Below are 13,288 nucleotides of genomic sequence, written 5' to 3'. Positions count from 1 at the left end.
ACTCGCTGGACGTGCGCCAACCGGGCGCATGGCACGCCGTCCACGCCTCCGTGAAAGGTTTTTCAAAATGAGCGCCGACCGATGCCAGGAGTTGACCGATGCGTTTTGACGCCGTCCTTTTCGACTGCGACGGCGTGCTCGTCGACAGCGAACGCATCACCAACGGCGTGCTGCGCGACATGCTCGAGGAGCTCGGCTGGAAGCTCACCGCCGACGAGTGCATGCGCCTGTTCATCGGCAAGGCCGTGAAGGACGAACGCAAGCTGATCGAGGCCCGGACCGGCCAGCCGCTCACCGACGACTGGCTGGTGCGCTTTCGCGAGCGTCGCAACGTCGGCTTGATGGACGGCGTGCAGCCGATCCGCGGCGCGGTCGCCGCCGTCGCCGTGGTCCACGACCGGCTGGGGGGACGCATCGCCTGCGCCTCCGGGGCGGACCGCTTCAAGGTCGAACTGCAGCTGGACAAGTGCGGGTTGATGCCCTATTTCGACGGGCGCATCTTCAGCGGCCACGAAATGCCGCGCTCCAAGCCGGCACCGGACGTGTACCTGGCAGCCGCGGAGGCCCTCGGCGTGGAGCCGGGCCGTTGCGCCGTGGTGGAAGACACCGTGACCGGCGTGGCCGCCGGCATCGCCGCCGGGGCGACGGTCTTCGGCTACAGCCCGCCCGAGGCGGGCCACGACGCGCCGGTCGCCTTGCGTGCCGCTGGCGCGGTCCACATCTTCAGCGACATGTTCCAGCTGCCGCAGCTGCTGGGGTGACGTCGCGCGCGGCCCGCGCGATGGCGGGCAGGCTCAGGCCGTCAGTTCGGGCTTGAGGTCCGACGTCGGCACCAGGCCCTGGTCGCCGTCCTCGTACAGCAGGTGCGCCCCGTTGGGCGTCATCCGCCAGCAGGCGGCGAAAGTGCGGCCCTGCACGGTGGCCGTCGCTTCCTTGTACTTTTCCTGCAGCTTCGGGTCGAGCTGGCTGAGCACCTGCTCGGCCGTGCATGGTCCCTCTGCCAGGCGAACGCTGTCGCCGCCTTGGCGGGCCACCAGATCCCCGGCGATCGCCGGCGCGGCTGCCAGGGCAGCGCACAGAAGAACCACTCTCATTGCAATCTCCCGGATGAATGGGCGCTCACCGATTCGCACCCCATGGCGGCCATCTTCGGCGGCCGCACCCGGGGCGTGCTGTAGGAGACGAGGCGCTGGCGCAGTCCGTCGATGGCGGAATGCGGTGCAGCCGCCGCACCCACGCCGGTGCAGGCGCTCGCCTCAGGACTGCTTGAGTTCGTCGAGCAGGGCCTGCAGCTCGGCCAGGCCGTACGGCTTGGGCAGGCTCCAGGTCCGCAGGCCTTGCAGGGCGGCCGAGCCGGCCCCGCCACCGTACCCCGAAGCGATGACGATCTTCATCCGGGGATGGAGGCCGCCGGCGTCTCGTGCGAGGTCGAGCCCGCTGCGCCCGGGCAGGGTGATGTCGGTCAGCATCGCGTCGAAGCGGTCACGCTGCAGGGCGATGAGCGCCGCCTCGGCGCTCGCGACGTCGTGCACCTCGCAACCGAGCAGTTCCAGCAGCTGGCGGGACGTCTCCCGCACCTCGGGCTGGTCTTCCACCAGCAGCAGGCGCAGCCGCTGCGCCCGGGCAGGCCGCTCCGGCGCGTGCGGCCGCCGCTCGCGCAAGGCTTCGGCCAGCAGGTTCACCTGCTGCTGGTTCTTCAGGAGGTGCCGGATCCTGCGCGCCAGGTCTTCCTGCCGGTAGGGCTTGCTGAGGAGTTCCACGCCGGGGTCGAGGCGGCCGCCGTGCACCACCGCGTTCTGCGTGTAGCCGCTCGTGAAGAGCACGGCGATGCCGGGGATGGTCTGGCGCGCCCGCCGCGCCAGCTCCGGGCTGCGCAGCGGCCCGGGCATCACCACGTCGGTGAACAGGAGGTCGATATGGACGCCGCTTTGCAGGATGCTCAACGCGGCCTGCGCGTCGTTCGCGCGCAGCACGTGGTACCCCAGCGTCTGCAGCGTGTTCACGACCGCGGCCTGCACGGCGAGGTCGTCCTCCACCACCAGGATGGTTTCGCTGCCGCCCGTGACCGGCCCGGTCAGCGGCCGCGGCGGCACCACTTCCTTCTCGTGCGACCGTGGCAGGTACAGCCGGATGGTGGTGCCGGCGCCGGGCTCGCTGTAGATGCGGATGTGGCCCCCGCTCTGCTTGGCGAATCCATAAGCCATGCTCAGGCCGAGGCCGGTGCCCTTGCCCTCCGGCTTGGTCGTGAAGAATGGCTCGAAGGCCCGCGCCGCGACTTCCGGGGGCATGCCGTGGCCGGTGTCGGAAATCGCCAGCATCACGTACTGCCCCGGGGCCACGTCGGGCACGCCGGCGGTATAGCCTTCGTCGAGCGCCGCGTTGCCGGTTTCGATCGTCAGCCGGCCGCCCGCGGGCATCGCGTCGCGGGCGTTGATCGACAGGTTCAGGATCACGTTCTCGAGTTGGTTCGCATCGACCAGTGTCGTCCACAGGCCCGCCGCCAGCACGGTCTCGATCTCGATGTCCTCGCCGAGTGCGCGCCGCAGCAACTCGTCCATCTCTCGCACGCGGTGGCTGATGTTCAGCGGCATCGGATTGAGCGGCTGGCGCCGCGCGAACGCCAGCAGTTGCGAGGACAGCCTGGCGCCGCGATCGACGGCGTCCAGTGCCGCCCGCAGCAGGCGCTGGGCGTCGGGCTGTGCATCGAGCCGGCCCTGCAGCAGTTGCAGGTTGCTGCCGACGATCTGCAGCACGTTGTTGAAGTCGTGGGCCACGCCGCCCGTCAGCCGCCCGATCGCTTCCAGCTTCTGCGCCTGGATCAGGGCCAGCTGGCTTTTCTCCAGTTCCTCTGTGCGTTCGGACACCAGTTGCTGCAGGCTCAGGTTGGTTTCGCGCAGCCGGTCCTGGGCCTGCCGCCGCCGGGTGACGTCGCGCAGCAAGAGCGAGGTGCCCAGGCGCATGCCGGCATCGTCGCGCGTCGGCGACAGCGCGATTTCCAGGGCCGCTTCGCGGCCGTCCAGCATGACCGCCTGCTCCATGGCGAAGCTCGGCCGGCCGGCATCGAGCTCGTCGAGTCCGGCCTCGAGTCCGGCGGCCCAGGGGCCCAGCTGCTCGAGTGGCCGACCCAGCGTTTCCGAGCCGGCCAGGCCGAGCAGGCTGGCCGCGCCCTGGCTCCAGAACAGCACACGACGGTCCTGGTCGAGCCCCATGACGGCCTCCTGCGAATAGCGCAGGAAGTTCGAGAGGTGGTGTTCCGACGCAACCAGGCGCTGGTATTCGGTGCTGGAAACCGGCCGCGTTTCCAGCAGGCGGGCGTTGGCGCCGGCGAGCGTGGTCCGCAACTGCGCGCGCTGCCGCGTCGCCGACAGCGCCTGGCGCAAGGTCGCGGCGAGCGCGACCCCGTCCGCGGCCACCAGCGACCAGTGCCGGCCCAGCATCGGGGCCACGCCCATCGCCTGCCTGAAGGCTTCGAGCTCCGCGGCCTGCTGCACCAGGACGAGGTGGCGATCGGGGCCGACCTGCCTCAGCTTGCGTGCCAGCTGCAGCGGCGCCCGCACCGACGGCAGCAGCACCACCACCGGCGCCTGCCCCGCCTGCGCTGTCCGCGCCTCGATCTCGTCCTGCGCCACGAAGCGCGGCTGCTCGCGCAGCGGCTGCAGCGCGGCGGCGACCAGCGCCGCCTCTTCCTGCGCCGGCGGATGGCGGCCCGTGACCACCAGGACGCTTTCCATGGGCTACAGCAGCGGTGCGCCGAGCAAGGCGCGCCCCAGCCACAGTTTCAGCAGGTCGGTGGTCGGCGCCATGACATGGCTGGCGCGCGCGTCGCGCAGCATCTGCGAAATGCGGCTGTTCTCGCGGTACGCGGCGCCGCCGCACAAGGTCATGGCTTCGTTGGTGACCTGCACCGCCGCGTCGGCCGCGTCCGCCTTGCAGGCGAGGATGTACGGTAGCGCCTCCGGGTGGCCGCCGTCGCCGCGCACGGCCGCCTCGCGCACCAGGCCGCGCGTCTTCTCCACGGTTATCCACATGGCCGCATAGCGGGCCTGCAAGGTGTCGATGTCGGCGAGCGCCTCGCCGCTGTGCCCGTAGCGCCGCGTGCGCAGGTGCAGCCCGGTGGCCTCGACCGCGGCGGCGGCAATGCCCAGATATGTGCCTGCCATGGCCATCAGGAAGAACGGCGCGATCACCTCGAACACGTACCACAGCTGGTCGCCGTGCTCGCCGAGCAGGTTGCGGCGCGGCACGCGCGCCTGGTCCACGCGCACGCCGCGCGAGGAGTTGCCGCGCATGCCGAAGCCGGCCCATGCTGGCTGCCACTGCAGCCCAGGCGTGTCGGCGTCCACGACCAGGCAGCTGAAGTCGCCGGCGCCCGCCTCCTGCGGGGCCGAGGCCGCTACCGACATGACGTAGGAATCGGCATGCGAGCCGTTGGTCACGAACTGCTTCTCGCCGTTCACGATGAACCAGTCGCCCTGCTCGGCGAGACGCGTCGCCGGCAGGTAGAAGTGGGTGCCCGACCCGGTTTCCGACAGCGACAGCGTGGTGATGTGGCGGCCCTCGGCGATCGGGCGCAGGTAGCGCTCGCTGTGGTGCTCCGTGGCCTTGGCCGCGATCACCGCCGTGCCGACGCAGTGCATGCCGAAGCACAGCGCCGATGACGGACAGGCACGCGCTATCAGTTCGGTCATCGCGGCGAGCGCCAGCAACCCTTGCCCATGGCCGCCGACGCTCGCCGGCGCCTGCAGTCCCATCAGGCCTGCTTCCGCCAGCGCCTTCATCGAGTGCGCCGGCCAGAGACATTGCGCGTCGACCTGCGCCGCCATGGGCGCGACTTTCGCCTCCACCACCTGACGGCAGAGGTCGTGCAGCGAAGCGAGCTGGGGCGAGAAGTACCGTTCCATCCTGGGCGGCCGTGGCAAGGCCGCCAGTGTGCAGGAGCAACCCGGCTGTTGGTGTAGGACGGGAGGCAGTTCGGCCGAGCCACGCGGCGTCGCACGCCGCCCGCACGCGGACGCTCCCCGCTCCTACAGGGAGTCGCGACCCAACCTTCCTACGATGGCCGTCTTCGAAGCACAGGAGCTACGGCAATGGCACAGACCCGGGGCGGCTCGCGCCGCGAGGAGCGCATCGACATCACCTGGGACTACGAGGTGTGCGCCTGGGCGCGCCATTTCAACACGAGCCAGCAGCGGGTCAAGGAAGCCGTGCAGGCGGTGGGCAATCGCGCCGACCACGTGCGCGAGCACCTGGCCGCCACCGCGGGCCGGCGGCCCGGGGCCGGCGACCGGCCTTCGGCGGCGTGACCGTCTGCCCCGGGCGGTCAGGTCCGATTGCTGCCCGAACCGCGCCCCGAGGCCGGAGCGCCCTCCGCGCGCTGCCGCTGCGCGCCATCGTCATCCTGCAAGAGACCTGCCTTCTTCACGCCCCGCGCAGGCTTCGATTCGCGCCCGCTCTCCATGCCACGGCCGCGATCTCGCGGGGTGCCGCTGAGGCCCCGCGCCTCGGCACTTCCTTCTTCCAGCGGCAGGTCGGATTCGACCTCCGGAGGATGGGTGTCGCCGGTCATCTTGGCCTTGTTGAACGGATCGGGCATGGCGCTCTCCTGAAGTTCTCGATCCGGACCAATCTACCGTCCGTGCCCGCCGCGCGCTGTAGGAGAAGTCCCCGCTCGGGGTGGGCCGTCCCAGGCGGCCGTGCGCTCGCGCGGCGGGCCCGGGAGCGCCTGATCGGCCGCCGGCTCCAGGGACAGCTCCCTGGCCGCAGGCGTCGCGTCCAGGTCCTGCGCCAGGAGCTTGGCGGTGATCTGCAGGCGGCGCAGGTCGAGGAGGCTCGCGTCGTCCTTCACCGCCGCGCTGAAGCAGCACAGCGTGCCGTACACGGTGCCGTTCTTGAGGAGCACCGGCGTGCTGACGTGGGTGCCGATCCGGTTGCGCGGCCGCGGCACTTGGCCGGCGGCGATCAGCGGTCCCGCGTCCTTCACCAGTTCCGGAATCCGGCCGTCCACGACGTACTGGCACCAGCTTTCCTCGAGCGGGTCCGACTGGCCGGCCACGACCAGGGTCTTGCCCGGCCCGTTGTCGACCACCTTGAAGGTGCGGCGCCCATCGCGGAACTGCGAAACGAAGGCCACGTCCATGCGCAGCGTCTCGCGCAGGATGCGCAGGACTTCCTGCACCTTCGGGTGCAGCATGGGGTCGGTGGTTTCGCTGGTGGCCACCAGCAGTTCGGCAATGCGAACGTCGATGTCGTCGGGGTCGTAGTCCAGGAACATGGTGCCTCCGCAGCTGTGCAAGGTGGCTCCCTGACTGCCCTCGACGGCGGCGCGCCGGCGCCCCGTGGGTGTTTGTGCCGAGTATGCCAGCGGCGGACGGTGCCGCCGTCCCGTTACCAGCTGGCCGCCATCGAGTCCGCCGAAAAGCGCGGGTCGCCCGTCACCGACTTCAGGTCGACGAACTCCATGTCGTTCATGGTGATGCCCTTGAGTTGCAGCGAAGTCTGCAACTGCCACTTCACGCTCGGCTCGCCCTGCACGTGGAAGTCGCCGCCGTTGTCGGCGACGTACATGCCGTAGCGCTTGGCCGCCGTCGCGATCGCCTTGGCCTGGGTGGTCCACCAGTCGGGGATGACGAAATCCTGCTTGAGCCGCAGCAGCGCGCCGAAAGGCATCGCGCCGGGGTTGGCGCCGCCGGCGCCGAAGCGGGCGGGCCAGAGGTAGCTGGTGTCGATCGCCGCGTCGCGGAAGTTGACACGCAGCGCATGCCGGATCTCCCCGGCGTCGGCTTCGTCCACCTTCACCAGCAACGGCGCCATCGGCAGGCCGGCGGCGTCGGCCGAGGCCCAGTCGCGGGGCCGCAGCTCGTTCGACCGGAGGTCCCAGGCCGCGGTTGCCAGCGAGTACCACTGGCCGCCCAGCTTGTAGGCGAAGAAGCTCTCCCACAGGCGGCACGCGCCCTTCTCGACCACCAGCACGTGGCGGTCGCCGCAGGTGTTGGGATCGTTGCACTGGCCATCCTCGTTGACGATCTTCCAGTCGTGCGGGAACGGGAAGCGCTGCTGGTTCGCGGGCGCCGACGTGCAGTCGCGCCGCAGCGAGTAGCCGTCGCCGTCCGGCACCGCGCAGTCGCTCTTGTAGGGCCAGCCGCGCTCCCAGTACGTGCCGGACGTGGAGAAGTCGAACGACACCACCGGCCAGTCGCTCTCGGTGCGGTCGATGACGTTGATCGGCATCCCGTAGTAGTCGCCGTAATTGCCCTGGTTCTCGTGGAAGCCCCAGTCGGCGCCGAACGGCAGGTGGCGCCCGGCGACGTCGATCCACTGGCTGCTGCTCGCGTGCGCGGGAAAGCGCGCCACGTCGTCGATGCGCGTGTTGAAGATGGCGTTCGCCGGGAAGAGCTGGCAATCGCCCAGCGTGGGGACCGCGCCCGACACCGCGGGGGCGGGAGCCGGCGCGGGACCCGTGCCGACGGGCACCGGCGTCGCCACGGTCCCCGGCCGCGGGCCCCAGCTCGGCCAGAACGGCCGGCGTCCGTCGTCCTCGGCAGCCGTGGACGAGGCGGCCGCTTCCGTCGTGTTCTCGAAGCCGCGCATGGAGGACTCCTCGGGCGTGGCTGCACCGCTTGCGCCCGCGCCATCGGATGCGCCCGGTGCCGCTGCGGTCGAGCCGGCCTGCGCCGAGGCAGCCTCGGCGATCGTCTTCACCGCGCCGTCGACGGCGTTCGCGAGGTCGCCACCGCCGCCGCCGCAGGCGGTCAGCAGGCTGGCGCTGCACAAGGCGAGGGTCAGCGCACGCGCTGTCTTGGTGTCGGTCAACTTCTTACCTTCCTGTTCGACAAGGCGCGCATTCTGAGCTTGAGAAGGCGCCTTACAACCGTCAGAGTTCGCAAGGCCCTCAACCGTGGCGTTACACCACGGCCGAGGTTCGAGCTGCGTTACGCGTGTTTCATTTCACGGACGGGCGTCGCTCGAGCAGCGGATTCGTATCAAGGCGGCTGCGGCCACCGCGCCGCCCGCCGCTGTGTCACCATGCACCGATGAAAACCTTGCTGAGCGTCTACGGCGCGATCCACGCGTTGATCGCTGCCCTCTTTGCGGCCGCCGCGCTGGTGCTGATCGCCATCGCCGCGCGCATCGGCTGGGACGCCGTGACGGCCAACGTGGATGCGACGGCGGCGCAGCAGATCATCGAGGCCGTCGGACTGCTCGCTGCGGCCGTGGTCGCCCTGCAGATCTCGCAGACGGTCGCCGAGGAAGAGGTGCTGCGCGGCACTTACATCAGCGGCCCCACGCGGGTGCGGCGCTTCCTGTCGCGGTTCCTCGTCGTTGTCGTCGTGGCGCTCGTGATCGAGGGGCTGGTGGCCACCTTCAAGGCGGTCCACGAAGACCTCGTGCACCTGCTCTATGCGGCGGCGCTCCTGCTGTCGACCGCCGCCGTGCTCGCCGCCTGGGGCGTGTTCGTCAAGTACAACCGCGCGGCCGAGGAACTCGAGCCCGAGGCGATGCGCGAGGTCAAGGAGGAAGACCGGGAGGTCAAGCAAGAGGAGGACGAGGCAAAGGGCCGCCGTCGGTCCTAAGAGCCCAGACTTCTAGACGCCGCGCCGGAACGCCGCCGGCGACTGCCCCGTCCATTGCCGGAATGCACGGATGAAGCTCTTCTCGCTGCGAAAACCGACCGCTTCGGCCACCTGCTTGACCGGCATTCCGCTGCGCCAGAGCAGGTCCTGCGCACGCTCGCGGCGCACGTCGTCCTTGAGCGCCTGCAGGCTGGCGCCGGCCTCCCTCAGCTGGCGGTGCAACGTGCGAACGGAAACGTGCAGCAGCGACGCCAGCCCTTCGGCGCCATGGGTGCGCTGCGGATGCGCGGCCAGCGCCTGGCGCACCTGCTGCACCAGCAGCCGGTCGCGGCGGTACTGCAGCACCATCAGCGGCACCGCCCGTTGCAGCATCTGGCGCAGCGCCTTCTCGTCGCGGCGCAACGGCAGCGCGAGGTAGCGGGCGTCGAAGCGGATCGCCGCCTGCCGCGCCCCGAAACGCACCGGGCCCGGGAACATCAGCGGATAGGCGCCGGCGTGACCCGGCGCGGCGAACGGAAAGGACGCCTCCGCCAGCGGAATGCGCGAGTCGACGTACCAGCAGGCCAGGCCGTGGATGTTGCGCAGCACGTGCACCAGGCAGAACTCGCGGGCGGGGCCCAGGTCGCGCCGCTCCTCGATCGTGATGGCCGCGAAGCTTCCGGACACCGCCAGGTCCAGTGCGATGTCGTCCGCCAGCAGGCCGTGGTAGCGGCACCAGCGTTTGAGCGCCACCCCCAGGTCCGGCGAACTCAGCGCGGCGCGCGCGACCATGCCGTAGCTGCCCCAGGGCAGGCGCCGCGAGAAGGCGCCCAGCGCCTCGTCGTCCAGTTCCTGCATCGCCGCGCCGGACAGCGCCTCCATCTGGGCGGCCGTGATCCGGCCATCGGCCTGCTTCAGGTGCTCTGGCGCGATCTGTGCCAGCGCCAGCGCCCGCGCCGGATCCCGCCCGCAACGCCGGTACGCCGCGACGATTGCCAGGGCGAAAGCCATCGGCGTGGCCGCGGCGGCACCCTCGGGACGGGCGGGGGCCGGGGACGGGGGCATTCACCGAGTCTGCCCAATCGTGGCAGGATTTGCAACCTCGCTGGCACGCTGCATCCGGGTCGGAGGACCTAAGCTCGCCGTCTGGCGTAAGGTAGGGCCGCCAGGCGGCGGCGTCGGAAAGAGGAGCCCCATGCCCGTTCTCGAATCGCAACTCAATCCCCGTTCGGCCGACTTCCAGGCCAACGCCGCCGCGATGCGCGCGCTGGTGGAGGACCTGCGGGTGCAGGTCGCCAAGGCGGCGGAGGGCGGCGGCGAGATCGCCCGGGCCAAGCACGAGGCGCGCGGCAAGCTGCCGCCGCGACAGCGGGTGCAGATGCTGCTGGACCCTGGCAGCCCGTTCCTCGAACTGGCACCGATGGCCGGCCACGGCATGTACGACGGCGGCGCGCCGTGCGGCGGCATCATCGCCGGCATCGGACGGGTGAGCGGCGTCGACTGCATGATCGTCTGCAACGACGCCACGGTGAAGGGCGGCACCTACTTCCCGATCACGGTGAAGAAGCACCTGCGGGCGCAGGAGATCGCCTGGCAGAACCGCCTGCCGTGCATCTACCTCGTCGACTCCGGCGGCGCCAACCTCCCGAACCAGGACGACGTGTTCCCGGACCGGGAGCACTTCGGCCGCATCTTCTACAACCAGGCGAACCTCAGCGCGCAGGGCATCGCCCAGATCGCCGTGGTGATGGGCTCCTGCACCGCCGGCGGCGCCTACATGCCGGCGATGAGCGACGAGACCATCATCGTGAAGAACCAGGGCACCATCTTCCTGGGCGGGCCGCCACTGGTGAAGGCGGCGATCGGCGAGATCGTGTCGGCGGAGGACCTCGGCGGCGGCGACGTGCACACGCGCCTGTCCGGCGTCGCCGACCACCTGGCGCAGAACGACCTGCATGCGCTGGCGCTGGCGCGGCAGGCGGTCGCGACGCTCAACCGCGGAAAGCGCTTCGAGCAGCAGCTGCGCGAGCCGCGCCCGCCGAAGTACGACCCCCAGGAGCTGTACGGCATCGTGCCGGCCGACGTGCGCAAGCCCTACGACGTGCGCGAGCTCATCGCCCGCATCGTCGACGTATCCGAATTCCACGAGTTCAAGCAGCGCTACGGCACGACGCTGGTCTGCGGGTTCGCGCACATCGAAGGCATGCCGGTGGGCATCGTCGCCAACAACGGCATCCTGTTCTCGGAAAGCGCGCAGAAGGGCGCGCATTTCATCGAGCTGTGCTGCCAGCGCAAGGTGCCGCTGATCTTCCTGCAGAACATCACCGGCTTCATGGTCGGGCGCAAGTACGAGAACGAGGGCATCGCGCGGCACGGCGCGAAGATGGTGACCGCGGTGGCCACCGCCCAGGTGCCCAAGTTCACCCTGATCATCGGCGGCAGCTACGGCGCGGGCAACTATGGCATGTGCGGTCGCGCCTACTCGCCGCGCTTCCTGTGGATGTGGCCCAACGCCCGCATCAGCGTGATGGGCGGCGAGCAGGCCGCGAGCGTGCTCGCGACCGTGAAACGCGACGGCATCGAGTCGCGCGGCGGCAGCTGGAGCGCCCAGGAAGAAGAGGCGTTCCGCAAGCCGATCCGCGACCAGTACGAGGTGCAAGGGCATCCCTATTACGCGACGGCGCGGCTGTGGGACGACGGCGTGATCGACCCGGCCGACACGCGCCGCGTCCTGGCCCTGGGCCTGTCGGCCACGCTCAATGCGCCCATCGGCGAACCGAAGTTCGGCGTGTTCCGGATGTAGCGCCGTGGACTCCATCTACACCACGCCCGAACACGAGGCCCTGCGCGAACAGGTGGCGCGCTTCCTCGCCCGCGAGGTGGAGCCGCATGGCGCCGACTGGGAGGAGCAGGGTTTCGTGCCGCGCGACGTGCTGCGTCGCATGGGCGCCGCCGGCCTGTTCGGGCTGCTGTACGAGAGCGAGTACGGCGGCGCCGGGGCGGACGCGCTGACCAACCTCGTCTTTGCCGAGGCGCTGTCGCAATCGACCTTCGCCGGCTTCGTCATCACGGTGCTGGTGCACACCGACATGGCCAGCCCGCACCTGCACCACGCCGGCAGTGCGCAGCAGAAGGACCGCTACCTGCGCCGGGTGATCGCCGGCGAGCTGATCACCGCGGTGGCGATCACCGAGCCGGGCGCCGGCTCGGACGTGGCGGGCATCCGGACCACGGCGCGGCGCGAGGGCGACGAGTGGGTGCTGAACGGCACCAAGATGTTCATCACGAACGGCGTCCATGCCGACCTGTACTTCGTCGCCGCGAAGACCGGCCCCGGCAAGCGCGACATGTCGATGTTCATCGTGGAGAAGGGCACGCCGGGCTTTTCCGTCGGACGGGCGCTGAAGAAGACCGGCTGGCTGTCGTCCGACACCGCCGAACTGGTGTTCGACGGAGTGCGCATCCCCGCGGCCAACCTCCTCGGCGAGGAAGGCAAGGGCTTCTACGCCGTGATGAAGAACTTCCAGACCGAGCGCATCGCCCTGGGGGCGATGGCGGTCGGCCACTGCCAGCAGGCCCTGAAGCTCACGCTCGACTACGTGCGGCAGCGGCAGGCCTTCGGCGGGCCGCTGTGGGAGCAGCAGACGATCCGCCAGCGCCTGTCCATGCTGGACGCGAAGACGCGGGCGGCGCGGCAGTTCCTCTATCACTGTGCCTGGCGGGTCGCCCAGGGCCATGACATCGTGCAGGACGTGTCCATGCTCAAGGCGCTGACCGGCGAGCTGGTCAACGAAGTGGTGCAGACCTGCCAGCAGTTCCACGGCGGCATGGGCTACATCCGCGAGACGGCGATCGAGCGGCTCTGGCGCGACGCCCGCATCCTGGCCATCGGCGGCGGCGCGACGGAAGTGATGCTGGAAGAAGTCGCCAAGCGCTACTGAAAGGAGTCACCCATGGCAAACATCGAGATCCGCTGCGCAGATTGGCAGGCGACGGTCACCTTGAACCGGCCCGAGGTACGGAACGCCTTCAACGACGAAGTCATCTACGAACTGACGAAGGCCTTCCAGGAGCTCGGCAGCCGCGAAGACGTGCGATGCATCGTGCTGGCCGGCAACGGCCCGGCGTTCTGCGCCGGCGCCGACCTCAACTGGATGCGGCGCATGGCGGGCTACACGCACCGCGAGAACTTCTCCGATGCGGCGGCGCTGGCCGAGATGCTGCGGGTCATCTACCGCTGTCCCAAGCCGACCATCGCCCGGGTGCAGGGCGACGTCTACGCTGGCGGCATGGGGCTGGTGGCAGCCTGCGACGTCGCCGTGTCCGTGGACAGCGCGCAGTACTGCCTGAGCGAGGTCAAGCTGGGACTGATCCCCGCCACCATCAGCCCGTACGTCGTCCGCGCGATGGGTGCCCGTGCGGCCCATCGCTATTTCCTGACCGCCGAGCGCTTCGGCGCCGCCGAAGCGCTGCGCATCGGGTTCGTGCACCAGGTGGTGCGGGCGCCCGACCTCGACCAGGCCGTCGGCGCGCTCGTGCGCAACCTCGTCCAGGCCGGGCCGCAGGCGGTGAGCCTGTGCAAGCGACTGGTGCACGAGGTCGCGGAGCGCGACATCACCCCCGACCTGATCGCCTCCACGGTGCGCTCGATCGCGGACATCCGCGTCAGCCCCGAGGGCCGCGAAGGCATCCAGTCCTTCCTCGACAAGCGCCGGCCCGGCTGGCTGCCGGCGGACTGA

General features: G+C 70.2%; 13 protein-coding genes. 6 read left to right on the top strand and 7 right to left on the bottom strand.

The features are described from left to right. Positions 1–98 precede the first annotated feature (98 nt). The gene (locus RAMLITH_RS20200; RefSeq protein WP_168109257.1) at positions 99–761 is read left to right on the top strand and encodes an HAD family hydrolase; all 663 of its coding nucleotides are present in this window, start codon (positions 99–101) and stop codon (positions 759–761) included. 33 nt (positions 762–794) lie between these two features. On the opposite strand, the gene RAMLITH_RS20195 is transcribed toward RAMLITH_RS20200, so the two are convergent. The 3 genes from RAMLITH_RS20195 to RAMLITH_RS20185 form a co-directional block, all read right to left on the bottom strand. Beyond that, positions 795–1,094, bottom strand: coding sequence for a hypothetical protein (locus tag RAMLITH_RS20195; protein ID WP_168109256.1), 300 nt, complete (start codon positions 1,092–1,094; stop codon positions 795–797). Between the two features lie 162 nt (positions 1,095–1,256). Continuing rightward, complete coding sequence (locus RAMLITH_RS20190; protein ID WP_181017800.1) at positions 1,257–3,731, bottom strand: PAS domain-containing sensor histidine kinase; 2,475 nt, start codon at positions 3,729–3,731, stop codon at positions 1,257–1,259. A gap of 3 nt (positions 3,732–3,734) precedes the next feature. After that, positions 3,735–4,901 (bottom strand): acyl-CoA dehydrogenase family protein, encoded by a 1,167-nt coding sequence (locus RAMLITH_RS20185; RefSeq protein WP_168109255.1) that lies wholly within the window; start codon positions 4,899–4,901, stop codon positions 3,735–3,737. 186 nt (positions 4,902–5,087) lie between these two features. On the opposite strand from RAMLITH_RS20185, the gene RAMLITH_RS20180 reads away from it, so the two are divergent. After that, positions 5,088–5,303 carry a DUF3606 domain-containing protein gene (locus RAMLITH_RS20180; protein ID WP_168109254.1) on the top strand — a complete coding sequence of 72 codons (216 nt, stop codon included), beginning with the start codon at positions 5,088–5,090 and terminating at the stop codon, positions 5,301–5,303. Positions 5,304–5,320: 17 nt separating this feature from the next. Here RAMLITH_RS20180 and RAMLITH_RS20175 read toward each other — a convergent pair whose 3' ends face one another. From RAMLITH_RS20175 to RAMLITH_RS20165, 3 genes are all read right to left on the bottom strand, one after another. Next, on the bottom strand, positions 5,321–5,593 hold the full coding sequence (locus RAMLITH_RS20175; protein WP_168109253.1) for a hypothetical protein: 273 nt from the start codon (positions 5,591–5,593) through the stop codon (positions 5,321–5,323). 33 nt (positions 5,594–5,626) lie between these two features. Further along, entirely contained in the window at positions 5,627–6,292 is a 666-nt protein-coding gene (locus RAMLITH_RS20170) for a GAF domain-containing protein (RefSeq protein WP_181017799.1), read from the bottom strand. A gap of 92 nt (positions 6,293–6,384) precedes the next feature. Further along, entirely contained in the window at positions 6,385–7,809 is a 1,425-nt protein-coding gene (locus RAMLITH_RS20165) for a hypothetical protein (protein WP_168109252.1), read from the bottom strand. Positions 7,810–8,030: 221 nt separating this feature from the next. Here RAMLITH_RS20165 and RAMLITH_RS20160 point away from each other — a divergent pair, with 221 nt between their 5' ends. After that, positions 8,031–8,570, top strand: coding sequence for a hypothetical protein (locus RAMLITH_RS20160; protein WP_168109251.1), 540 nt, complete (start codon positions 8,031–8,033; stop codon positions 8,568–8,570). Positions 8,571–8,582: 12 nt separating this feature from the next. Here RAMLITH_RS20160 and RAMLITH_RS20155 read toward each other — a convergent pair whose 3' ends face one another. Then, the gene (locus tag RAMLITH_RS20155) at positions 8,583–9,614 is read right to left on the bottom strand and encodes an AraC family transcriptional regulator (protein WP_238344298.1); all 1,032 of its coding nucleotides are present in this window, start codon (positions 9,612–9,614) and stop codon (positions 8,583–8,585) included. Between the two features lie 130 nt (positions 9,615–9,744). Here RAMLITH_RS20155 and RAMLITH_RS20150 point away from each other — a divergent pair, with 130 nt between their 5' ends. The 3 genes from RAMLITH_RS20150 to RAMLITH_RS20140 are packed head-to-tail and all read left to right on the top strand — an operon-like array spanning position 9,745 to position 13,288. Then, positions 9,745–11,352, top strand: coding sequence for a carboxyl transferase domain-containing protein (locus RAMLITH_RS20150; RefSeq protein ID WP_168109250.1), 1,608 nt, complete (start codon positions 9,745–9,747; stop codon positions 11,350–11,352). A 4-nt stretch (positions 11,353–11,356) separates the two neighbouring features. Next, positions 11,357–12,490, top strand: a complete 1,134-nt coding sequence (locus tag RAMLITH_RS20145; RefSeq protein ID WP_168109249.1) for an acyl-CoA dehydrogenase family protein — start codon at positions 11,357–11,359, stop codon at positions 12,488–12,490. A 12-nt stretch (positions 12,491–12,502) separates the two neighbouring features. Beyond that, positions 12,503–13,288, top strand: a complete 786-nt coding sequence (locus tag RAMLITH_RS20140) for an enoyl-CoA hydratase/isomerase family protein (RefSeq protein WP_168109248.1) — start codon at positions 12,503–12,505, stop codon at positions 13,286–13,288.

Origin of the sequence: Ramlibacter lithotrophicus (genome assembly GCF_012184415.1) — a bacterium.
In the GTDB taxonomy this organism is placed as follows: Bacteria; Pseudomonadota; Gammaproteobacteria; order Burkholderiales; family Burkholderiaceae_C; genus Ramlibacter; species Ramlibacter lithotrophicus.
The sequence above is the reverse complement of the archived record's forward strand: the minus strand, read 5'-3'. Positions and strand labels throughout refer to the sequence as shown.